The 24301-nt window shown below is 50.6% G+C and carries 20 protein-coding genes; 8 read left to right on the forward strand and 12 right to left on the reverse strand.

Going from position 1 to position 24301, the window contains the following annotated elements; translation table 11 throughout:
- Positions 1–123 precede the first annotated feature (123 nt).
- Positions 124–2685 (reverse strand): glycosyltransferase, encoded by a 2562-nt coding sequence (locus ACSSVF_RS13780; RefSeq protein ID WP_492404197.1) that lies wholly within the window; start codon positions 2683–2685, stop codon positions 124–126.
- Positions 2686–2732: 47 nt separating this feature from the next.
- The gene (locus ACSSVF_RS13785; protein ID WP_492404199.1) at positions 2733–4307 is read right to left on the reverse strand and encodes a glycoside hydrolase family 17 protein; all 1575 of its coding nucleotides are present in this window, start codon (positions 4305–4307) and stop codon (positions 2733–2735) included.
- Between the two features lie 266 nt (positions 4308–4573).
- Here ACSSVF_RS13785 and ACSSVF_RS13790 point away from each other — a divergent pair, with 266 nt between their 5' ends.
- Complete coding sequence (locus ACSSVF_RS13790; RefSeq protein WP_492404200.1) at positions 4574–5002, forward strand: hypothetical protein; 429 nt, start codon at positions 4574–4576, stop codon at positions 5000–5002.
- A gap of 76 nt (positions 5003–5078) precedes the next feature.
- Entirely contained in the window at positions 5079–6857 is a 1779-nt protein-coding gene (gene lpdA, locus ACSSVF_RS13795) for a dihydrolipoyl dehydrogenase (RefSeq protein WP_492404202.1), read from the forward strand.
- Between the two features lie 65 nt (positions 6858–6922).
- On the opposite strand, the gene ACSSVF_RS13800 is transcribed toward lpdA, so the two are convergent.
- The 3 genes from ACSSVF_RS13800 to birA are packed head-to-tail and all read right to left on the reverse strand — an operon-like array spanning position 6923 to position 9473.
- The gene (locus ACSSVF_RS13800) at positions 6923–7687 is read right to left on the reverse strand and encodes an SPOR domain-containing protein (protein WP_492404204.1); all 765 of its coding nucleotides are present in this window, start codon (positions 7685–7687) and stop codon (positions 6923–6925) included.
- A gap of 2 nt (positions 7688–7689) precedes the next feature.
- Positions 7690–8487: a type III pantothenate kinase gene (locus ACSSVF_RS13805; protein WP_492404205.1), complete on the reverse strand. Its 798-nt coding sequence runs from the start codon at positions 8485–8487 to the stop codon at positions 7690–7692.
- Positions 8484–9473, reverse strand: a complete 990-nt coding sequence (gene birA / locus ACSSVF_RS13810) for a bifunctional biotin--[acetyl-CoA-carboxylase] ligase/biotin operon repressor BirA (RefSeq protein WP_492404207.1) — start codon at positions 9471–9473, stop codon at positions 8484–8486. Before birA ends, ACSSVF_RS13805 begins: the two co-directional genes overlap by 4 nt.
- 167 nt (positions 9474–9640) lie before the next feature.
- Between birA and ACSSVF_RS13815 the strand changes: the two genes are divergently transcribed.
- From ACSSVF_RS13815 to ACSSVF_RS13835, 5 genes are all read left to right on the forward strand, one after another.
- Complete coding sequence (locus ACSSVF_RS13815; RefSeq protein ID WP_492404209.1) at positions 9641–11419, forward strand: glutamine--tRNA ligase/YqeY domain fusion protein; 1779 nt, start codon at positions 9641–9643, stop codon at positions 11417–11419.
- 12 nt (positions 11420–11431) lie between these two features.
- On the forward strand, positions 11432–11986 hold the full coding sequence (locus ACSSVF_RS13820) for a flavin reductase family protein (protein ID WP_492404211.1): 555 nt from the start codon (positions 11432–11434) through the stop codon (positions 11984–11986).
- Between the two features lie 313 nt (positions 11987–12299).
- On the forward strand, positions 12300–14540 hold the full coding sequence (locus tag ACSSVF_RS13825; RefSeq protein WP_492404213.1) for an HAD-IIB family hydrolase: 2241 nt from the start codon (positions 12300–12302) through the stop codon (positions 14538–14540).
- Between the two features lie 11 nt (positions 14541–14551).
- On the forward strand, positions 14552–16501 hold the full coding sequence (locus ACSSVF_RS13830) for an alpha-amylase family protein (protein WP_492404215.1): 1950 nt from the start codon (positions 14552–14554) through the stop codon (positions 16499–16501).
- 20 nt (positions 16502–16521) lie between these two features.
- The gene (locus ACSSVF_RS13835; RefSeq protein WP_492404217.1) at positions 16522–17358 is read left to right on the forward strand and encodes a mechanosensitive ion channel family protein; all 837 of its coding nucleotides are present in this window, start codon (positions 16522–16524) and stop codon (positions 17356–17358) included.
- 22 nt (positions 17359–17380) lie between these two features.
- Here ACSSVF_RS13835 and ACSSVF_RS13840 read toward each other — a convergent pair whose 3' ends face one another.
- The 5 genes from ACSSVF_RS13840 to rlmE all read right to left on the reverse strand — a co-directional run bounded on the left by ACSSVF_RS13840 (position 17381) and on the right by rlmE (position 22839).
- On the reverse strand, positions 17381–17866 hold the full coding sequence (locus ACSSVF_RS13840) for a hypothetical protein (protein ID WP_492404219.1): 486 nt from the start codon (positions 17864–17866) through the stop codon (positions 17381–17383).
- Positions 17867–17883: 17 nt separating this feature from the next.
- Entirely contained in the window at positions 17884–19236 is a 1353-nt protein-coding gene (gene glmM / locus ACSSVF_RS13845; protein ID WP_492404221.1) for a phosphoglucosamine mutase, read from the reverse strand.
- Between the two features lie 19 nt (positions 19237–19255).
- Entirely contained in the window at positions 19256–20080 is an 825-nt protein-coding gene (folP, locus tag ACSSVF_RS13850) for a dihydropteroate synthase (RefSeq protein ID WP_492404222.1), read from the reverse strand.
- A 70-nt stretch (positions 20081–20150) separates the two neighbouring features.
- Entirely contained in the window at positions 20151–22070 is a 1920-nt protein-coding gene (ftsH, locus tag ACSSVF_RS13855) for an ATP-dependent zinc metalloprotease FtsH (protein WP_492404223.1), read from the reverse strand.
- Between the two features lie 148 nt (positions 22071–22218).
- Positions 22219–22839 (reverse strand): 23S rRNA (uridine(2552)-2'-O)-methyltransferase RlmE, encoded by a 621-nt coding sequence (rlmE, locus tag ACSSVF_RS13860; protein WP_492404224.1) that lies wholly within the window; start codon positions 22837–22839, stop codon positions 22219–22221.
- A 54-nt stretch (positions 22840–22893) separates the two neighbouring features.
- On the opposite strand from rlmE, the gene yhbY reads away from it, so the two are divergent.
- Positions 22894–23202 carry a ribosome assembly RNA-binding protein YhbY gene (gene yhbY / locus ACSSVF_RS13865; protein ID WP_492404225.1) on the forward strand — a complete coding sequence of 103 codons (309 nt, stop codon included), beginning with the start codon at positions 22894–22896 and terminating at the stop codon, positions 23200–23202.
- Positions 23203–23253: 51 nt separating this feature from the next.
- On the opposite strand, the gene ACSSVF_RS13870 is transcribed toward yhbY, so the two are convergent.
- Both ACSSVF_RS13870 and greA read right to left on the reverse strand, forming a co-directional pair.
- Positions 23254–23709 (reverse strand): DUF4149 domain-containing protein, encoded by a 456-nt coding sequence (locus ACSSVF_RS13870; RefSeq protein ID WP_492404226.1) that lies wholly within the window; start codon positions 23707–23709, stop codon positions 23254–23256.
- A gap of 59 nt (positions 23710–23768) precedes the next feature.
- Complete coding sequence (greA, locus tag ACSSVF_RS13875; protein ID WP_492404227.1) at positions 23769–24251, reverse strand: transcription elongation factor GreA; 483 nt, start codon at positions 24249–24251, stop codon at positions 23769–23771.
- Positions 24252–24301 lie beyond the last annotated feature (50 nt).

The raw sequence follows: 24301 nt of genomic DNA on the forward strand, positions 1-24301 counted from the left end.
AAAAGGCCTCTGACAAAATGCGATTTTTTTTGTTGTTAACCTGCCAAAACCTTCATTGAATAAGGCGTTAATCGATCGTTGCAATCGATTAACGCTTTTTTAAAATCACGCGCCTGGAAATCGTTAGCGTTTTTCAGAAATCCACTGACAAGCCACTGCGCTCCAATACGGTAAAGATTGCAATGCCAGCATGGAGACCCACAATTGCGCATCTAGGTTACTGAATCCACGCGCGTACAGCATGGCTGAACCGCTTAACACCAGGAAAATCAGGATCAGCAACTCTTCTTTAATCGGGTCTATCAGTTGCCAGTTGCTGAGTTTGCCTTTGGTTTTATTCGTCACCACAAACACGCCGGCCTTGTGGGTCAGGCCGCCGATAATGCCTCTGGCAATGGCATGTGACAAGCCTAGGCTGGCCAGCGAAGCCCCAAATATATCTGTCCAGCTGCAATGCATGGTTTTACGGTAAAGCACCGGCCCCAGAATCGCCTTGATCGCCAGGAAACACAAGATCGGCACAATCATGACGACGACCGGCAAGCTGAAGTGCTTAGGGAACACCAGCATGGCAATGGTCCATAAGACAGACCCGATGGTGAACATCAATTGCAAAGCCTCGCCAAACCAGCCAAACCAGCCGGTGAGAAAGTGGTAACGCTGGCTGAAATCGAGTGTCGATTTCCCCAACAGTTTAGGCATATGGTGCTTGAGGATCTGCATGGCGCCGAAGGCCCAGCGATTGCGCTGTGACTTAAGCGCCTTGAAGTTAGCAGGCGTGAGGCCACGGCCAAACGTTTCATCAATATAACGCAGCTCCATTTTGTTTTCGAGCAGGCGCAAACCGAGTTCGGTATCTTCACAAATACACCATTCAGACCAGCCACCCAGGGTTTGCAATGACTCGCGGCGGATCAGCGTCATGGTGCCATGCTGGATCAGCGCATTACGTTCGTGCCTATGATGCATGCCGATACGGAAAAACCCTTCAAACTCCCAGTTACACATGCGATGGAAGAACTGGTTCTCCCACTCACGGTGTGCTTGCGGTGCCTGTACCACAGCAACCTGCGACTCAAGGAAATGAGGCACCAGGTCTGACAGCCAGTCAGTAGTCACCACATAGTCGGCATCGACCACACCGACCACTTGTGCATCCGGGTGCGTTTTATCCAGCGCAAAATTCAGCGCGCCGGCCTTAAACCCTGGCCATGAAGGCAAGTGATAAAAATGGAAGTTATCCGGCAAGGTCGCCATGTAGGCTTCGATCGGTTTCCACTTGGCTTCGTCCTTGGTGTTGTTATCGACCACGATCACTTCATAGCGCGTATAACTCAAATTACGCAGGCTTTCGATAGTCGCAATCACCATATCCGGCGGTTCGTTATAACAGGCCAGATGGATGGAAACAAACAGTTCTTTATCCGCAGGTAAAGGCGTGGCGCGTTTGAATAAACGCCGCCATTGTGGCTTGAACATCACCTCACTAAACTCGGCGGCATAAATCATCAGCACCATAGAAGTCAGGGCGATAGCCAGGATCAAACCGATCAGCACCACAAAATCACGCAGGGTGTAGTAGTAATCACCCGGCAGGTTCCAGGCGATGGTGAGTGTGGTGATACACGCCTGGAACAAGATCGCCATCGACAATACACCGCCTATGCCCCAGTGCTTGAAACGCCAGGCGATAAACATCATAGGGATAAACGCCAGCACTGTTGACCAGGTGGCTTTGGCGATCCAGCGCGTATTGGGCGGCACTGCGCCTTGTAAAGAATATTTCTGGTGCCTATCAGCGTTATACATGCCCCAATAAGCACCCGCCCAGCCTTCCAGGGCGACTTTCCAGGGCTGGTCAAACGCTTCCATCAGGTAAAAGTCGAGATCTTCAATTGAATTACGCGCCAGGAACTCACGGATAAAACGTGCTTGGTTCACTTCACTTGCGACTGAGGCACCGATGGAGGGCCCGCGACTAGGCCAGCCCACCTCGGTAATCACTATCTTTTTACGGGGGAAAGCCGCCATCAGCTGGTTATATCGCTCTATGGTGTATTGCACCGCGCCTTCAACGGGCACGCCTTCGTGGTAAGGCAACAGGTGAACGGCGATGTAGTCTACATGTTTGACCAGCTCAGGGTGCTTGAGCCATACATGCCAAGGCTCAGCGGTAGAGACAGGTACCGTGCTGTGCTCCCTGACGAAATCCAGGTATTTGATGAGTGCTTCGGTCGGCAAATCATTACGCAGCAATGCCTCGTTACCGACAATCACGCGATCGATATTGCTGTAGTTTTCAAGTTTCTCAAGCAAGGCAGACACTTCGCGTGTATTTTTTGCGCCATCCGTATCTATCCAGGCACCCGCAATGACCTTCATATTGCGTCTGGCTGCCAGCGGGATCGTCTCATTCAAATCCAGGGAAGAATACATACGGATATGCTTGGTATGCTTGGACATCAGGTCCAGGTCTTCAGCCAGTTCAGCAGTACTCGGATGCTGCCCATCCAGAGGGCTCTGGTTGCCCCTGTAGCCACTGTAAGCGAACCCGTTCACGGCAGGTTTTACACTGATGAGTGGTAAGGCGCGGTTAGCCAGCGCCCAGACCCCAAAGTGCAATGCAGAAAACAGAATGGCAAACACCAGGCCAGGGATGAGTTTTTTAAACCAGGACAGTATCACTTCTCACACTTTCTTAAACGATGCGTATTTTTTAAAGAGGCCAACAATCAAGCGTCAGTGGTTTTGGCAGCCTGTTGCATACTTTTGGCAGGCAACACAAATAATGCCAGGCCGCAGACGAGGCTCCACCACCAGGCGGTCAGGTTACCAGGTTCCGTCATGGCAACCGCCACAGACAGGTTAGCTGCCAGCAATACCATCACCACAGTGAACCAGATGCCAGTCTGTTGACCAACCGCCTCAGGCTGCCGGAGAGTGATTAAGGTAATCAGCAGGCTTATCAAAGGCAACCATGACAGAATTAACGGGAAATCCAGATAACGCCCATCAAAAGCCAACCCGGCACTGGTGACAAATAGCCCGATGGCAAACAACCTGAGCAGGCATTGCTCAGTGCAAGACTTAGGCGCTAATCCTAACCAATGACGCAGTTGCAATCCCACCAAGCCCCAGCCCAGCAGGACAAAACCACCCAGGGCTGCAAACTCCAGCGTATTACGTGCGGCCAGTTGCACATAATCCACCTGCAAATAACCATGCAGACCAAGCGTCGCGGCCACTACGCCTGACAAGATTTTCTGGCTAGTGGGTAATTGTTTGTGAGTTGTCCAACCGACAGCACCCGCCGCTAATACCAGGGCGATGAGGTAAGGCACCCAACCATCAGACCGTTCTGATACTGGACCTTGCAAATTGAATTTTGGTTGCAACTGATCGTTAAAAATGCCCCAGAAACCGCCAACAGTGCCTTCCAGTTCACGCTTCCACGGCTGATCCATCGCTTCGATGATATTGTATTGCCAGCCGGTTTGCTTGGCGGCCTGTAAAAACCCGCGTACATACAGCACCTGGTTGACCACACTGGGTTTGGCACGGAAACGTTGACGCCCTTGGGAAGGCCAGCCGGTTTCGCCGATGACCAGTGGTTTTTTAAACACGGTGCCCAAATGCCCCATCACCGAAGCCGTATGTGCCACCGCCTGGTCAATCGCGACTGGTTTATCTTCCCAGTAAGGCAAAATATGCACGGTGACGAAATCCACCTCTTGCTCAAGTGCCGGATACTTTAACCAGTATTCCCAGACATCGGCATAGGTCAATGGCACTTTGGTGCGCTCTTTAGTCCATTGCAGGTATTCATGCATTTTGGCTTCGGTCTGCTCGCCGCGCAATAACACTTCATTACCGACGACCAGGCCACGTACAGTGTCAGGATACTGATTGGCCTGTTGCACCGCCAGTTCCAGCTCTTTCCTGTTATCTACATCTACCCAGCCTATCCATGCGCCGAGTATCACCTGCATGCCATACTTCTGCGCTGCTTTGGGCACATAATCCAGCCCTTGCGAGACAGAATAAGTACGCACGCATTTGGTGACTTTGGACAGTGCCTGCAAATCCTGCTCAATCTGCACCGGATCGACAAATGTGTCTTTAATTGTGGGATTCATGCCCGGCTTGTAATAAGGCGCATACGAAACGCATTGCAATGGCAAAACGTCAGAGGGCACCTCGATCAATGGCTGGGGTTGTTGCAACCGCCATACATAAAAGACTGTTCCGATCAGAAACAGGCTTGCCCAAAATAACGCCGGAATACGGTAAAACGAACGTTGCACCATGGTGGATTCTGAAAATCAGCTGTATGGAAAGAGCGTGTATTCTCTCACAAATACTTGTTACATGCGTCCTACAAGCTTCACACCTTAGACGCTAGACTACTAAAAGAGACTTGGTGATTTAAGCAATTGGAATTATGATGAAACGATATTTAAAAAGTATGGCCAAAACTGCTTACTTTAACCCTCTCTCGCCAAATAATTATCTCAGAAGTCATATGAACGTTAAATCCTGTTTAACAGCAATTTGTTTGCTATCCGCTTTTTCCATGCCTGCTTCCGCAGCCCCTGCCACTGTGACGACAGATTACAGCGGCGAGTATCTTTGCAAAGGCAATAACATCACTGTGGGCGATTACGAGGTCACCATTTACCTGAAGAAAAACCGGCGTAACAGCACTTCGCAAATCGCCGTATATGACCTGGCAACCCACACCGAAAACAAACAAAGCTATACCGGGCAAACGATTACGCGCGGTAAACAGCTGGCCATGACCTTTAAATTGTCAGATGCAAAGTTTGCGGAATTTTCTACCGGCCTGGGCCAATTCACCAAAGCGGGCAAGCTGTGGTCATTTAAGAATGACTATTACGAGCCTGACGATACCGGTGGCAATTACGGCCATGAAACCTGCACGCAAAAACCTGTCCTACTTTCAGCACCTGCCAATGGAAAAATTCCAGTGACTAACCGTTAAGCCAGCTGAACACGCTAAAACTGATATCGTTTTTTTGGTGTTAAAATAGCAAAATTCTTCTGAACGTAAGGTTTTCATGAGTCAAATGGTTGAAGTAGTGGTGCCGGATATCGGCAATTTTGACAGCGTCGATGTGATCGAGGTACTAGTCGCAGTCGGCGACACCATCGCTAAAGAAGATTCACTGGTGACAGTAGAATCCGATAAAGCGTCCATGGATATTCCCTCTTCCCACGCGGGTGTGGTGAAAGAACTCAAAATCGCGGTCGGTGATAAAGTTGCCAAAGGCAGCCTGATCCTGCTGCTGGAAAGCGCAGCATCTGCTCCCGCAGAAACCAAACCTGCAGCGCCAGCGACGGCTTCAGCACCTGCAGCCGCTGCAACAACAGCTGAAAACAAAACACCTGCGCCCCAAGCTGCAACAGCCACCGGCAATCACGATGTGACTTGCCAGGTGATGGTACTGGGCTCAGGCCCTGGCGGCTACACTGCGGCTTTCCGTGCCGCAGATTTGGGCCTGAAAGTCGTTCTTGTGGAACGTTACCCTACACTGGGTGGCGTCTGCCTGAACGTGGGTTGTATCCCTTCCAAAGCATTGTTGCATACTGCAAAAGTCATCACAGAAGCTGAAGAAACCGAAAGTCATGGCCTGAGTTTCGGCAAACCCAATATTGATTTGGACAAGCTCCGCAACTGGAAATCCAATGACGTGGTCAACAAGTTGACTGGCGGCCTGGCACAAATGGCAAAAGCGCGCGGCGTTACAGTAGTGACTGGCTTAGGTCAATTCACCAGCCCTAACCAGATTTCAGTGACCGCAGCCGATGGCAAAGTCACCTTGGTGGGCTTTGAAAACGCCATTATTGCAGCGGGCTCACAAGCAACAAAATTCCCTGGCGCACCTGATGATGACCGTATTATGGATTCTACCGGCGCACTGGCCCTGGCAGATATTCCTGGCCGCATGCTGGTAGTAGGTGGCGGTATTATTGGCCTGGAAATGGGTACCGTTTATGATGCACTGGGCAGCAAAGTCAGTGTGGTTGAATTTATGGATGGCCTGATCCCCGGCGCTGACCGCGACCTGATCCGCCCCTTGCAGAAGCGCATGGAGAAGCGTTTTGAAAGCATTATGCTCTCAACCAAAGTCTCCAAGCTGGAAGCCAAAGCCGACGGTATCTATGTCGATTTCGAAGGCGCAAATGCCCCGAAAGAAACCCAGAAATATGACCGCGTACTCGTATCTATCGGCCGTCGTCCAAACGGCAAAAACATAGGCGCTGAAAACGCAGGTGTCGCTGTGGATGACCGCGGTTTTATTGCGGTTGATAAACAAATGCGTACCAATGTGCCGCATATCTTTGCAATCGGCGATATCGTCGGCCAACCAATGCTGGCGCACAAAGCCACCCATGAAGCCAAAGTCGCCGCCGAAGTGATTGCCGGGCACAAGGTTGAATTTGTGGCCACAGTGATTCCATCAGTCGCCTACACCGACCCTGAAGTCGCCTGGGTGGGCCTGACAGAAACTGAAGCCAAGGCCAAAGGCATAGAGATTGATAAAGCCAGCTTCCCGTGGGCAGCCAGTGGCCGCGCACTGTCTATTGCGCGTACTGAAGGTGCAACCAAGCTGATTTTTGATAAAGAGACCCATCGCGTGATTGGTGCCGGCATTGTCGGCATTAATGCCGGTGAGCTGTTGGCAGAAGCGGTTCTCGCCATTGAAATGGGCGCAGATGCCCATGACCTGGGTTTGACGATCCATGCGCACCCGACTTTATCCGAAACCGTATGTTTTGCGGCCGAAGTGAAAGAAGGCACGATCACTGATATGCTGCCTCCCAAGAAACGCTAAACCACTCAAGTGTTAACAACAAAAAGCCCGCGATTGCGGGCTTTTTGTTTTGGTTCTGGCAAGCATCACTGACAAGGTATTTCTTTCAGTACCGCATCGGGGAATTGTGACTGGGACTTCTGCAATGCTGAAAACTGTTGCGGATTGACACTAAATAACTTGATGACTGACTGGCCCTGGCCACCATTGCGAGTCGATTTGATCAGCAAGCGCACACCTTTGGCTTTCAGGTCTTCCATCAATTTATCTGCCAGTTTTTCATCGCGGAATACGCCAAATGAAATCGCATTACGCCATTTAGGATCATCCTGGACGATAAAAAAGTCTTCTACCCCCAGTTTGCGCAGCTCATCTGCTTTGGTTTGCACCGCTTCAGCAGATGCCATAGGTGGTTTGTAAATCCAGTAGCGGATATTTTCCTGGCCAAATACCGGCTGGCCGACCTGCGTTTTAATATTGAGTTGCTGCGCCAGATTGACGGCCTCGTTGACCCGGCCAGTATTAAAACTGCTCCACTCATAACATACCCCTGCGGCCACCGGGCGTGATTCAACGTTTTTTACTGGCTCTTTTTTATCCGTAATTTTCGGCGCTGGCAGCACAGCACTTGCAGTCTCCAGCGGTGGCGGGCTGGCAGCCAGTGAGGTATCTTGTGCAGGCGCCACTGTACGCTTGGGGTATGTTTCCAGCGCACTGGCGCTGAGCAACTTGACTTTCTCAGCATGGACTTCAGGTTTAAGGCTACTCACAGTCGGTGATAAGGCGTCGCGCTTAAAATAGGCAAACACAAGCAGATTTAACAGCAGCAGTACCCAGAATAATCTTTTCATTGTTAATTACTTTCAGCCAAACAGGCCAGCCCCTTTAATACCAGATTATCCACAATAATCGCGTTCAATGACAATGCATCTGGCAAATATCTCTGCAAGATGATTGCATCGCCCCCACTCAACACCAAAACCGGCTGACGTCCGTGTGTCATGGCCTGCAACTGTGTGAACTGGCTGGCCATAGGCGCAATCAATGCCTGCACGCACCCTGCCCACATCGCCTGCTGGCTATTTCGCGCAAAGCCATTGGAGAGCGCGGTGTTGTGTGGGTATTCATAATCAAGTTGCGCCGTCCGCTGTTGCAGGCTTTGCCACATCAGGTTTAAACCCGGCTGTATGCTACCACCGGCAAAAGTGGCCGTCCGTTCAGCAGTTTCATCGGGCTTGATGATCAAGGCATCCATGGTCATCGCCGTGCCTGCAGTCACTACCAGGGCATCTTGTTTATGCAAGCGCCACACTGCCAGCAAACTGCACCAGCGGTCGCTGCCTAACTGTGCCGGCATGCTATAGCTATTGTTTAAGCCCAACACGGCGGGTGTGGCTTTAATCAAGGTGACTTTGTCTTTCACAGCATCCAGCGATTGCAGCCAATCAGCGCCTGCCACATTGCTGATCCAAATCTCATCTGCTTGCGCGATGGCGGCTTTTAGCGCCTGGCTATCCGGGCACTCACTGTCACGCAACCACAACTGGTTTTCCAGTGCCACCATTTGCAAATGCATATCAATTGCCAGTGGCTGCTCAGGGCACCATGCCCATTTGGTACGTGTATTTCCGGCATCGATCAGTAATTTCATGCTGCGCTCCGCACGCTGATTTCACCTGCATTAAAACGTTGCTGGCCATTGGCTGTTTCAACCAGCAGGCTGCCCTCTTCTGCCACGCCTATCACTTGTCCTGGCACGACTTGCCCGTTCGCCATTAATAAATTCACCGCTTGCTGATGAAAGGCGTGGTGTGCCATCCACGACTGCTGGAAGTGCGTAAAACCATGCTCCGTAAACTGGTTCAAATGCACGGCCAAGGACGCCAGGCAACGGCCCAGCAACTCGTTTGCATTCAGGGTTTGTCCAAACAGCTGATTCAGGCCCAGCACTGGCTGATCGATTTGCTGGCGTATGGCCTGCTCTATGTCCAGGTTAAGCCCTATGCCGATGACCGCCGCACTTGGCCCTTCCATATCGCCTTGCAATTCAATCAGAATGCCGCCTAGTTTGTGCCATTGCCCCTGATACATGACCACCAGATCATTCGGCCATTTGAGTTGCACATCTTTCAATCCCACATCATGCAACGCACGTAATAATGCCAATCCGATCACCAGGCTTAATCCGGACAACCCTGCCGCGCCACACTGAAAGCGCCACAATAGTGAAAAAGTCAGGCTACCGCCCAGCTGCGAAAGCCAGGTGCGGCCACGCCTGCCACGGCCAGCAGTTTGGACCTGGGCCACGGCGCATGTACCATGGGCAACACCGCGCGCACTTTCCTGCATCAAATAACGATTGGTGGAATCGACTTGTGCCAGCACCTGCAAATGAAACCATGAAGCATATTCGCCACAGGCCTGGAAAATGGCCTCAGCATCCAGCAGCGTCACTGGTTTGGGCAAGCGATAGCCACGGCCACGCACTGAAAAAACCGTAATGCCTATGGCCTGTGCCGCCTGAATGGCGTTGTACACCGTGGCGCGTGTCACGCCAAATTGCTGCGCCAGGGCTTCACCTGAGTGAAACTTGCCATCGGCCAATACCGCCAATATGGGAAATGCCAGCTTATTCATCGGGTTATTCTATGCACAAGTTTTGAGAGGGTGATCACAGTGTGCAGTTTAGCATAGCCGCCTTGCGCAGCCGGTTGATTAAAGCCTGCCACAAAGCGTATTAAGCGTTTTGGGTCAGGTGATGAAGCGTGTAAAATAAACACACTTTTGAAACTTCAAGATTTGCCATGTCTATAGAAAAAGAACCGATTCCAGCCGCCTCCAACTTTATTCGTGCCATCATCGAAAAAGACCTGGCTGAAAACAAATATGCCAGCAAACACTGGGCAGGATCGCCCGGTGATGCCGCGCATCAATCCAGCGGCCAGATAGACTTTGCTAAAATCCGCACCCGCTTTCCGCCGGAGCCGAATGGCTATTTGCATATTGGTCACGCCAAATCCATTTTCCTGAACTTCGGCCTGGCGCGTGATTACAACGGTGTCTGCCATTTACGTTTTGACGATACCAACCCGGAAAAAGAAAGCCAGGAATACGTAGACAGTATCTCTGACATGGTGCAATGGCTGGGCTTCGGCTGGAACAACAGCACCCCCACCGGTGCCGAAACCAATCTCTATTTTGCATCGGACTATTTCGATGTCATGTATCAAGCAGCTGAAGCGCTGATCAGCCATGGCCATGCCTATGTCGACGAACAAACCGCCGAGGAAGTGCGTATCAACCGCGGCACGCTGACCGAGCCTGGTAAAGACTCACCTTTCCGCAGTCGCAGCGTTGAAGATAACCTGCGCATCTTCCGCGAAATGCGCGATGGCAAACACGCCGACGGCAGCATGCTGTTACGCGCCAAAATCGACATGGCCTCGCCTAATATCAATATGCGCGACCCGGCCATTTACCGTATCCGCCGTGCGCATCACCACAACACCGGTGACCAATGGTGCATCTACCCGATGTACACCTTTGCCCACCCGATTGAAGATGCGCTGGAACAAATTACCCACTCCATCTGTACGCTGGAATTTGAAGACCAACGCCCGTTCTATGACTGGCTGATGGCCCGACTGGTAGAAGCTGGCTTACTGGCCAACCCGGTGCCTTACCAATATGAGTTTGCGCGCTTGAATCTGACCTATGTGGTGCTTTCCAAACGCAAACTGATCCAGCTGGTTGAAGAAAAACACGTCAGCGGCTGGGATGACCCGCGTCTGCCAACACTGGCTGGCGCACGCCGTCGCGGCTACACGCCAGAAGGTTTCAAGCTGTTCACCGACAGAATTGGGGTTTCAAAAGCAGACTCATGGATAGATTACAGCATCCTTGAAGACTGCATGCGCGAAGTGCTCAACGAATCCGCACCGCGTAAAATCGGCGTGCTAGACCCGATCAAACTGGTGATTGATAATTATCCAGACAATCAGGAAGAAGACTGCTACGCACCCAACCATCCGCAAAAACCGGACCTCGGTAAACGCGTAGTTAAACTGTCCAAAGAACTATGGATCGAACGCGAAGACTTTATGGAAGAACCTTCCAAAGGCTACTTCCGCCTGTTCCCCGGCAATATGGTGCGCCTGCGCTACGGCTATGTCGTCAAATGCATTGGCTGTGAGAAAGATGCATTGGGAAATGTCACTGTTGTGCATTGCGAATACCTGCCAGACACCAAATCCGGCACGCCGGGTTCAGACAGCGTTAAAGTCAAAGGTAATATCCACTGGGTCAGCGCAGCACATGCTTATGCAGCTGAAATCCGCCTGTATGATCGCCTGTTTAAAGACGCGCATCCTGGAAGCGGTGATAAAGACTTCCTGGATGACATTAACCCGAACTCGGTGACTTCCATTACGGCACAACTTGAGCAAAGCGCTCAAGAGGCTCATGTAGGTGATATCTACCAGTTTGAACGCCATGGCTACTTTGTGGCTGACCGCAAGGACAGCGTAGCTGGCAAACCAGTGTTTAACAGAACGGTGACATTGAAGGATAACTGGCAAAAATAAGCCATTTTCATCATGCAACCAGTTGAAATCACCAAAGCTTTCAGGTTAATTAACCACGGCCCCACGACTATTATTACCTCAGCCCATGCAGGCAAACAGAACATCATGGCGGCTGCATGGGTATGCGCTCTGGACTTTAAACCACCCAAAGTGACGGTTGTGATTGATAGCAAAACTTACACCCGTGAACTGATGGAAGCTGAAGGTACGTTTGCCATTAACCTACCTTGCGTGAAGCAAATCGAGATGGTGAAAAAAGTCGGCAGCATCAGTGGCCGGGATTTTCCAGATACCGACAAGTTTGCTGAATACGATATTGAAACATTTGCCGCACAGCAAATCAGCGCGCCGTTGGTCAAAGACTGCGTGGCCTGGCTGGAATGTAGAATCATCCCAGAGCCTCACAACCAGGGCACTTATGATTTGTTTATTGCCGAAGTGGTTGCGGCCTATGCCGATGAACGGGTGTTTACAGATGGGCACTGGCATTTTGAAGGCCATGATGATTTACGCACTATCCACCACGTTGCAGGTGGCGTGTTTTATGCCACGGGCCAAGAGTGTTAATACATTAATACCGCCAGATGGCTCAAGCAAAAGCCCTGCGAATCACATGCGGGGCTTTTTTATTTTCAGACGATTCCTACAGACCCGCACTAAACTTCTGTTGTACGCTAGTGTCACTTTATATATCAATTTTGCTGGTTAGTGACACGGTGCTTTCCCATGAAAGCGACGAAACGGATGTCGATGCATTCAAACAAGCAAATATATGTGCATCGCACACTTTCCAATCCTTCACTAGCTAGCTGTACACAGATGATCAGCCTATTAACCGGCTGACCTGTGGTTCAGGTTTTAAAATTGCTGTTAGGAATGTATGCGTGCGCCACATCAACAAAAAAATGACCCTTTATATGTATTACTTATCAGTGTCCATGGCCTGATCCGGGCTGAAGAGCTCGAACTCGGTGTAGATGCAGACACTGGCGGGCAGTGTACTTATGTGCTGGACCTGGCCAAGGCATTGGCTGAGCACCCCCAGGTTGGTAAGGTAGATTTGCTCACCCGCCTGATTCAAGACCCGGATGTAGGAGCTGATTATGCGCAGCCTGAAGAAAAAATCAGTGACAAAGCGCGTATCATCCGCGTGCCATGCGGGCCAAAACGCTATTTGCGCAAAGAGGTACTTTGGCCACATCTGGACCAGATGGTAGACCGTTGCCTGCATTATCTACGCCAGCAAGGCCGCCTGCCGGATGTGATTCACTCGCACTATGCCGATGCAGGCTATGTCGGCCGTCAGCTCTCCATGTTATTGGGCATTCCACAAATTCATACTGGTCATTCCCTGGGTAAGCCTAAACAGGAACGCTTGCTCTCGAGCGGCCGCAAAGCCGAAAAAATTGAAAAGCAGTTTAACTTTGAGCGGCGGATCACAGAAGAAGAAGCCCTGGTGCAGCATGCCTCGCTGATTGTCACCAGCACCCGCCAGGAGGTCGAACTGCAATATGGCATGTATACCCGCCCTGATCCCAAGCGTTTCCGTGTGATTCCCCCAGGTACCGACACTTCACGCTTTTTACCACCGGGCAGACGGCCTATTTCCAGCACGGTTGAGCAAAGTATCAATCGCTTTCTGGATAACCCGAAAAAGCCGATGATCTTATGTATTTGCCGGCCGGAGTTACGCAAAAACATCAAAGGGTTGATTACCGCCTACGGCAATAACCCTGCCTTGCAACGACGCGCCAACCTGGTGCTGGTGGCTGGTAGCCGCGAAAATATCCGTGAACTAGAAAAATCACAGGCGGCCGTACTCACAGACCTGCTGCTGGATATAGACACCTATGATTTATGGGGCAAAGTCTCCATCCCAAAAAACCATGCGCAGGAAGATGTGCCTGAAATGTACCGCATGGCCGCAAAAAGCCGTGGTGTATTTATCAACGCCGCCTTCACCGAGCCATTTGGCCTGACACTGCTGGAAGCCGCAGCCTGCGGTTTGCCGGTGATCGCACCAGACGATGGTGGCCCGCGCGATATCCTTGGCAATTGCCATCATGGCTTGCTGGTGGATACCCTGGATAGTGATGCGATTGGCGATACCCTGCTCTCGGCTTTAACCGATAAACCGCGCTGGAGCAAATGGTCCAAAAGTGGCGTATTGAATGTGAAACGTCATTACACCTGGGCCGGCCATGTGAATAAATACGTGAAGGAAGTGCGCAATTTGTTACGCAAGCAGCGCAAAAACCTGCGCAGGCAGCAGGTTGCCATCCATAACGGCAAGTCACATATCCCGCTGGCACAACATGCGTTTATCACGGATATCGATAACACCTTATTGGGTAACCGCGAGGGGCACGAAGCCCTGGTAGACTGGCTGAGGACCAATTCCGGCTACAATATTTTCGGCATTGCCACTGGCAGGCCGCTGGAAAGCGCCATCGACATTTTGCGCAAAAACCGTATCCCGATTCCGGACGTGTTGATCACTTCTGTCGGCTCTGAGATCCATTATGGTTTGCGCAGCATCCCGGATGTCGGATGGGCCAACCATATCCGGCATTTATGGCGGCGGGAATACCTGCTCGAAGCCATGAAACAAATCCCCGGCATTCAATTGCAGTCAGCCGAAAACCAGCGCGAATTCAAGATTTCTTACATCGTCGATCCGCAAAAAATGCCTGCGATAGATGACATCCATGCGCACTTGCGTAAAGAACACCTGCACGCACAGGTGATTTATTCACATGGCGAGTTCCTGGATCTGCTACCCATTCGTGCTTCAAAAGGCCATGCCATCCGCTACCTGTCTTATAAATGGGGGCTGCCATTGGCCAATTTCCTGGTCTCGGGCGATTCCGGCAACGATATTGAAATGCTGATGGGCGATACGATGGCGGTGGTGGTCGGCAACCATAGTGAAGAACTGACCTACCTGAAAGGCGTCAACCGTATTTATTTTGCCGAGGCAAGTTATGCGCATGGCATTCTCGAAGGCATGCAGCATTACAAATTTGGCGCGCCTGCCCATACCGACAAAACCACAGAGGCATTGCCCACCAAGGCCGCAAAGAAAAAATCGCACGACACTCTAGCTGAAAAAGTGATTTAGGAGCACTGATCATGTACGAACAAATCTCGCATTCTTTATTGAATGACATCCTGACAGAACTCAAACAACCCAAAGGTGAAGATTGGCAGCATTTTTATACGCGGCTGGGTGCCAATTTTTATGCGATTTATTCACTGTTCCAGCATTTATACGGACAGCGTGAAGATTTCAAACCACAGCTGGCAAGCCTGGTGTCTGTGCTTTCAAAGCAATATGCCCAGCGCGCGCCGCATCTGAAGTCAAAAGACCTGGAACGTGAAAAAAACCACGACTGGTTTATGCAGCAGAAAATCGTCGGCATGGCGCTGTATTGCGAAGGCTTTGCCGGCAACCTGGCTAATATGAAAGAAAAACTGGCTTACTTGCAGGAACTGGGGGTAAACCTGGTGCATATCCTGCCGATTTGTGACTGTCCGGAGCAGGCAAATGATGGCGGCTATGCCGTGCGCGATTTCCGCAAGATCGATCCGCGCTATGGTTCTATGGAAGACCTGGAGCAATTAATCACCGCCATGCAGCAATGCGATTTGTTGCTGACGCTGGATGTGGTGGCCAACCATACTTCCGACGAACATGCCTGGGCCATCAATGCAAAAAATGGTGACCAGCGTTATCAGGATTACTACTATATGTATCCTGACCGCGCCGTGCCGGACATGTTTGAGGCTTCGATGCCGGAAGTGTTTCCTGAGCATGCGCCCGGTAGCTTTACCTTTAACCCCGAAACCGGCAAATGGGTCATGACGGTATTCAATAACTACCAGTGGGATTTGAATTACAGCAATCCGGCGGTACTGATAGAAATCGTCGATATCATCCTGTTCTGGGCCAATAAAGGTGTGGATATCCTGCGGCTGGATGCAGTGGCTTTTCTATGGAAAAAGATAGGCAGCACCAGCCAGAACGAGCGCGAAGCCCACCTGATCCTGCAATTACTCAAAGACTGTTGCCAGGTCACCGCACCAGGTGTGATCTTCATTGCCGAAGCGATTGTTGCACCGCTGGAGATCATTAAATATTTTGGTGAAGATGCGGTGAATGCCAAGGAATGTGAGATTGCTTATAACGCGACCTTTATGGCTTTGTTATGGGATGCGGTGGCGACGAAAAATACTGTTCTACTCACCAATGGCGTCAAAGATTTACCAGAAAAACTAGACCGGGCGACCTGGCTGAATTATGTACGCTGCCACGATGATATCGGCCTCGGTTTCAGCGACCAGGCGATTATCGCCTCCGGTTTTGAGCCAGTCTCGCATAGACGCTTCCTGGTCGATTACTACACCGGGCAATATCCTGATTCCAATGCGCGTGGCTTTGCGTTTGGTGTGAACCGTAAAACCGGCGATGCCCGCATTTCCGGCGCGCTGGCCTCGCTTGCCGGCCTGGAAACTGCGCTGGCAAATGATGACCAGCCCGCGATTGACAACGCCATCCTAACCATCGTCTTGCTGCATAACCTGATCATGTCATTTGGCGGTATCCCGCTGCTGTATTACGGCGACTCGGTAGGCACCTTGAATAATGACGGTTATTTGCAGGATTCTTCCAAAATGAACGATAACCGCTGGGTACACAGACCCACACTCGATTGGGAAGTGATGGCACTCAGGAATGAGCCCGGCACTGTGCAGCAACGCCTGTTCAGCCAGATCAAGCAGATGATCGCCATCCGCAAGGAGATCTCTGCGTTTGCCGATTTAAACAACCGTGAGCTGATTGATATGGTCAATCCACATTTATTCGCCTTTAACCGTTATGTGCAGACCGGCATGAATCCGAAAGTCGTGGTCGTTGCCAACTTTGATGTGCATCCGCAGCGTGCCGCCGTGCATCTGTTTAAACAAAAAGGCCTTAAAACAGACGGCACCTTAATCGACTTATGCAGCGGCCAGGCGATACTGATAGAAGATGATGCCATCATCATCCCGAAATTGACCGCTTACTGGTTACCCGTTTAAACATTGAGAAAGTAGATTGAATGACAGAATGGTTCACACACTTTGGTATCGCTGATCCGGCAGAGGCCCTCATACTGACAAAAACGCTGCTGCGTATTTTTGTCATTGTTGTGATTGCCTACCTGCTTAACCGTTTGAGCAAACGTGCGTTGAATGCCTTGCGGGACAGCTTGAGCAACAAAACCGTTGAGAACCTGGAAGAAATCAAGCGCATCAATACCGTGACCATGGTGCTGCGCTATATTATCACTACGGTCATCATCGCCATCACCATTGTCGAAGTGCTGCATGAATTGGGGATTTCGATTGCCCCGGTGCTCGCCGCTGCTGGTGTGGTGGGCCTGGCGATCGGTTTTGGCGCGCAGAGCCTGGTCAAGGATTACTTTACCGGTTTCTTTTTGCTGCTGGAAAACCAGATACGTAAAGACGATGTGATTGAAGTGGCTGGCAAATCAGGCCTGGTCGAAGAGATCACGCTACGCTATATCAAAATGCGTGACGATGACGGCAATGTCCACTATGTGCCTAACGGGCAGATTCTTACCGTCACCAACCGCTCACGCGATTTTTCTTATGCGGTGATAGAGATTACTGTAGTCGATCAGGAAAACAGCAGTAAAGCCATGCAAGTCATGCAGGAAATCGCAGATGAATTAGCGCAGGACGATGCGTTTAAAAACAAAATCCTTGCGTCCGCTGAGGTGAGTGATATCGGCAAACTGACAGACGCTTCATTAGTGCTTCGTTGCCGCTTCAAGGTATTGCCGCTAGAGCAAGCGGCGGTAAAGCGGGAGTATTTTAAACGAGTTAAAAATGCATTCGACCGGCAGAAGATTGAGTTTCACCTGCAAGCCTGATAGGCGCTAATCACTGGCCGGTTTAAAGGCCGGTGAGCCGCTTTCTCTTTTGCCGTTGTCTATAGGCGAGCAACAGAATAATCCCCGCCACATTGGGAAACCAGATATACCAGGTTGACCACGGAATGCCGTCGATCTTGAAATCGGAAACAGGCCAGAACATGGGCGTTGGGAAATATTGCAGGCTATGGAACGGGAAATCCAGCGTAATATGAAACGGCCAGCCTAGCATTGCGAATGCGATATCCTTGCGCCAGATGGCCACCAGGCCAATCACAGCAAAAGCGATCACAAAACTGTGCCCGACCGTGTAAGCCGGATAAATCCAGGCAGGTAATGTCGCCAGCGCCGGCTTGCCCCAGCGATAAGTCCCATCAATCACACGCGTCAACATCAGCGCCCCGAAAGAAATCAGGTCAGGCATGGCGCCCATCAGTGCGGCAAATTTAGGATATTTACGGATGCCAAACAGGCCATATCCCCACAGTGCGTGACTAAAGGTATCCATGCAGTGCTCCTTGTTTGTTAGGCGGCAAGCTGGCGGATAACATCTGCCAGTGTTTCTGCCTGCGATTGCACCAGCGACTGGTTCAGGCCTTCTACCATGACGCGGATTTTAGGCTCGGTGCCAGAGGCGCGTAGCAACACCCGGCCTTCACCATTGAGTGCGGTTTCAGCCTGTTTCACGGCGTCCTGCACTGCGTTTTGCTCCAGATCCAGTTTCTGCTTGGTCGTCACATTGATCAGCACTTGCGGATAAAGCTTAAGATCAGCGCCGAGTTGTTGCAAGGTCTTACCGCTTTCGCGCAATGAATGCAGCACTTGTAGCGCCGCAATAATAGCGTCACCGCTGCTATGTTTATCCAGGGTGAGGATATGCCCGGAATTTTCGCCGCCTAGTTTCCAGTTTTTGCTTTGCAGTAATTCGAGCACATAGCGGTCACCTACTTTTGCGCGGCCAAATGGAATCTGGTGTTTTTGCAGCGCATGCTCCAGCGCCAGGTTGGTCATCAGCGTGCCTGCAACGCCGCCCTTGAGTTTGCCTTTGGCATACAGGCCCATGGCGATGATATACAGTAATTGGTCACCATCGAGCAATTGTCCGGCACCATCAACCATCATGACGCGGTCACCATCGCCATCAAACGCGATGCCCAGATCAGCCTGATGCTCAACCACCGATTGTTGCAACGCTTCAGGGTGCGTAGAGCCTACCTTTTCATTGATATTGAGGCCATCCGGCTGGTTGCCGATGGCAATGACTTCGGCGCCCAGTTCATGAAACACGTCTGGTGCCACGTGATAAGTAGCACCGTGGGCACAGTCGAGTACAATTTTCAGGCCGCGCAGATCTAGGTGGCTGGGGAAAGTACTTTTACAGAATTCGACATAACGCCCGGCTGCATCATCCACACGTCTGGCTTTACCCAGTTTGGCCGATTCCATCACCTGCATGGGTTTGGCAATTTCTGCTTCAATGGCAAACTCCACATCGTCCGGCAATTTCGTGCCTTGCGCGGAGAAAAACTTGATGCCGTTGTCGTAATAAGGATTATGTGAAGCCGAAATCACGATCCCTGCCTGTGCACGTAGCGCACGGGTCAAATAAGCCACGGCTGGCGTCGGCATGGGGCCGGTCAGCAAAACATCCACCCCTGCGGCTGACAAGCCTGCCTCTAATGCCGCTTCCAGCATATAGCCGGAAATCCGTGTGTCTTTACCGATCAGTACCGTAGGGCGCTGTCCATTGGGCAAGTTTTCTTGACCAGCCAGCACCCGGCCAGCGGCGTAGCCCAGTTTCATGACAAATTCGGGATTGATGACTGACTCGCCTACGCGTCCGCGGATACCATCAGTGCCAAAATATTGTTTACCCATACTTATATACTTTCTTGATTTATTTGAGTGCTGTGACAACTTTTAATGCTTCTACAGTCGCTTTGACATCGTGTACCCGCAACAAATGCGCGCCCTGCATGGCACTCACCACGGCAGCAGCCACACTGGCATACAAACGGGCAGCGACATCATTACCGGTCACCTGGCCTAACACCGATTTGCGCGACAGACCTACCAGCAACGGACAGTCCAGAGCTAACAACTCCGCTAAGGACTTAGCTAAAACGATATTATGCGCGCGCGTTTTACCAAAACCAAATCCAGGGTCCAGCAGAATGCGCTCTTTGTCTATGCCTGCTGCCAGGCAGGCATCACGGCGTGCACGCAGAAAATCTTTGACCTCAGCCACCACATTTTCGTACTGCGGGTCGTCCTGCATGGTTTGCGGTGTGCCTTGCATATGCATCAGGCAGACACCTGCATGACTTTCGGCAACGATGTCTAAAGCGCCTGGCTCCTGCAATGCACGCACATCATTCACGATACTGGCGCCTGCCTTGATTGCAGCGCGCATGACGGCGGGCTTATAAGTATCAATCGAAATAGGGACTGGGATATTGCGCGCAACCAAGGCTTCAATCACCGGGATGACGCGTTGCAACTCTTCTTCTAGCGGGACAGGCGTGGCATTCGGCCGGGTGGATTCACCACCGATATCAAGCACAGCAGCGCCCTCTTCAATCAATGCCAGCGCATGTGCAACCGCAGATTCCGTGTGCGTATATTGCCCACCATCCGAAAATGAATCCGGGGTTGCATTGAGTATCCCCATCACTTGAGGGGTGCTTAAATCTAATGTAAATGCGCCGCAGCGTAAGTGCATAAAAACAATTCTGTAAAAAAATAAAGGCTGGCAAAAGCCAGCCTTTATATTCTAACTTAAAGCCCTGAGTCTATTGATTATTTAAATCAGTTTCATCAGTTTTAGCCGTTGGTTGTGGTGATGTGTTGACTACCGTACCACCGCTACCACTACTGCCACCGCTTGTCACTGCAGGACCATTTTTCGGCTTGGCCGGACGCACAGGCAAGCCTGCCATGATATCGTTGATCTGGTCAGCATCGATGGTCTCCATTTCCATCAAGGCTTTGGTCATGGCTTCAACTTTATCGCGATTCTCTTCAAGCAGCTTACGCGCAAGCGCATATTGCTCATCCAGGATACGGCGGATTTCAGCATCTACCTTTTGCTGGGTCGCTTCAGACACTGTACGCGAAGACATGCTACCCATCCATGAATCCTGCTCGCTACCTGCATACACCATAGTACCCAAACTGTCAGACATCCCGTATTTGGTCACCATATCGCGCGCCAGTTTCGTTGCACGTTCAAAGTCGTTTGAAGCACCGGTAGACATCTGATGCATAAAGATTTCTTCAGCGATACGGCCACCGAACAGAATCGAAATATCATGCAACATTTTGTCTTTGTAATTACTGATGCGGTCATGCTCAGGCAACTGCCAGGTCAAACCTAACGCCCAACCGCGTGGCATGATGGTGACTTTATGCACCGGGTCAGCCGTTGGCAACAATTTGGCAACCACAGCATGGCCTGATTCATGGTAAGCAGTATTCAAACGCTCTTCTTCGCGCATGACCATAGACTTACGCTCTGGACCCATGAAGATTTTATCTTTAGCATCTTCAAAGTCTTGCATATCCACAGTGCGCTTGTTACGGCGAGCTGCAAACAATGCGGCTTCGTTCACCAGGTTGGCCAGGTCAGCACCACTAAAACCAGGTGTACCACGTGCCAGGATATCTGCTTTCACATCTGGATCAATCGGCACTTTGCGCATATGCACATTCAGGATCTGCTCACGGCCTTTGATGTCTGGCAAGCCAACCATCACCTGGCGGTCAAAACGTCCCGGACGTAACAATGCTTTATCCAGTACATCGGCACGGTTAGTGGCCGCGATCACGATCACGCCAGAATTAGCTTCAAAGCCATCCATCTCAACCAGCATCTGGTTCAGTGTTTGTTCACGCTCATCGTTACCGCCGCCAGTACCTGCGCCACGGTGACGACCGACCGCGTCGATCTCATCGATAAAGATGATGCAAGGTGCATTTTTCTTGGCATTCTCGAACATGTCACGCACACGGGCAGCACCCACGCCGACAAACATTTCTACGAAATCAGAACCGGAAATGCTGAAGAAAGGGACTTTGGCTTCACCGGCAATGGCACGTGCCAGCAAGGTTTTACCAGTACCCGGAGGGCCTACCATTAATACGCCACGTGGAATACGGCCACCCAGTTTCTGGAATTTGCTAGGATCTTTGAGGAACTCAACCAGTTCGGCGACTTCTTCTTTCGCTTCATCGCAACCGGCCACATCGGCAAATGTCGTGCTGTTATTGGACTCATCCAGTTGGCGTGCTTTGCTCTTGCCAAAAGAGAATGGGCCACCGCCCTTGCCGCCACCCTGCATCTGGCGCATAAAGAATATCCAGACGCCGATCAGCAAAATCATCGGGAACCAGGACACGAAAATGCTCATGAGCATGGATTCGCGCTCTTCAGGCTTGGCATCCACAATCACGTTATTTTTTAATAAATCAGACACCAGCCATGGGTCTGAAGGAGTGAAGGTATCGTAGTTTTTACCTTCATTGGTCGTCACGTGCAAATTACGCCCATCAATCTGGACCTTTGCGACGCGGCCATCCCTGACCTCTTGCATAAATTGTGAGTAAACCACCTGACCACTATTTTTGCTGGTGCCGTTGAATTGATTAAATACCGTCATCAACAACAAGGCGATAGCTACCCAAATCGCGATATTCTTCAATAGATTGTTCAAGATGGTTCCTTAACTTAAAAAACGAAAGGCGGGGGATATCCCTACTGGTGACAATGGAGGCAATAGCAAAATTTTCAAGCCCTACATTGTATTGTATACATAAACTTTAGGTTATGCGATGAAACTAGACGGCAAAAACCATTGCATTTCAAGGTTTTCGATGTAATCCCAGCAAGTACACTTCGCTGCTGCGGTCACGAGAAGCTTTGGGTTTGCGGGTGACGACTTTCTCAAACTGACTACGCATTTGCTTCACGATTTCGTCAAAACCGCTGCCTATAAATACTTTGACCAAAAAATGTCCGCCTGGTTTCAACCAATCCTGACAAAATTCCAAAGCCAATTCTGTTAAGTAAGCTGCCCCGGCCTGGTCGACATCTTTAAGGCCGCTCATATTGGGCGCCATATCAGCAATCACTAAATCCACCAATTTATTTTTCAGGCTCGCTTCCAGTTGCTTCAACACTACTTCTTCGCGAAAATCGCCGCAAATAAATTCTACACCGGGGATAGGGTGCATCTCCAGCAGATCAAGTGCAATAATGCGGCCCTGCCCTTTCAGGCGTTGCACGGTCACCTGGGACCAACTACCGGGCGTCGAGCCGAGATCGACAACCGTCATACCCGGTTTTATGAGTTTGTCTTTATCGTCGATTTCCAATAACTTATACGCCGCGCGGGCGCGATAGCCATCTTTTTGTGCGCGTTTGACGTATTCGTCGTTCAGATGCTCTTGCATCCAGGCTTTGCTGGTTCTGGTAGGTTTCATAGAGTGATTATTCGCTTCGTGCTAAAATAGAGGCTGTCTTGAAGGAATGCTTTTATGCAACTAAATAGTAAACAAATCGCGCATTTACGTGGCCTTGCCCACACACTGAATCCAGTGGTCATGATAGGTAATAATGGCCTTACAGAAGCGGTATTAAAAGAGATCGATCTCAACCTGAATGCCCATGAACTTATCAAGGTGCAGGTATCAGGAGATGACCGCGCATTACGTAAAAATATACTGGATGAAATTGCCACCAAGGTGAATGCACTTGCTGTTCATCACATTGGCAAACAACTGGTGTTTTACCGCGCCAGTGACACGGTAAAAGCTTCGGCAAAAATCGTCATCCCCAAAATTTGAACTAGTGGATTCGATTAAAAAAACGCGCAAATAATGCGCGTTTTTTATTTGCTAACTGGACTTGATCACCAGCCACAATCCCAGCAGACATTCGACCAGGTAAGCCACACTGGCAATACCGTGCCAGGTCTTGAACCGGCTGGCAAACACGCTCTGCATGACATCATTCGGTAAGGCGCTGGCTTTCAGCTGTGCTAACAAAGGCTGGATACCGAACTCGCCGACCAGTACCAGTATCCACATAATCAGCACACTCCAGAACAGGCTTTGCTTAAAAGCTGAAAAACCATCAGCGCTTAAGCGCTGTAACAGCAACCAGAGACCACTGCCTATACCAATATAACTGACAATCGTAAACAGCTTACCCGCTACCAGCCCGGCTAATGACCGATCAGCGATGGTCTGGAATAATACGCTGGCAGTGATGCCTGTCATCCATAATGCCCCCACCCAGAGAGTGAGTAACACCGGTGTTAACCATCCTATCAATCCAGCTTTGCGTGCCATGTGCTTGCCTTATTATTTAGGGAGCCTGTCATCAGTGCTTTTAAATCAGCGCTTAAACTTTAGATATACTGCACTTCAATGATTTCGTATTCCTTGACGCCGCCTGGAGATTGCACTTCAGCGACTTCACCTTCGGATTTACCGATCAGGCCACGCGCAATCGGTGAACTCACGGAGATTTTCCCGTTTTTGATATCGGCTTCATCTTCGCCAACGATCTGGTAGATTTTGCTATCGCCGGAATCCAGGTCTTCAAAACGCACTGTCGCACCGAATACTACACGGCCTTCAGCATTCAATGTCGTCGGATCAATGATCTGCAAGTTGGAAAGTTTGGCTTCCAACTCGGAAATACGTCCTTCAATAAAGCTTTGACGCTCTTTGGCTGCTTCGTACTCTGCATTTTCTGACAAATCACCCTGCGCACGTGCTTCTGCAATGGCCTGAATAATATTGGGGCGATCAACCGCACGCAGGCGTTGTAATTCTTCTTTTAGTAATTCTGCACCGAGCACGGTCACAGGAAATTGATTTACTGCCATAACGAAAACCTTGAAAAAATTAGTATAAAAAAAATAAACCACACCCGGTC

Source organism: Methylophilus sp. E2MeOHC9 (assembly GCF_058744375.1).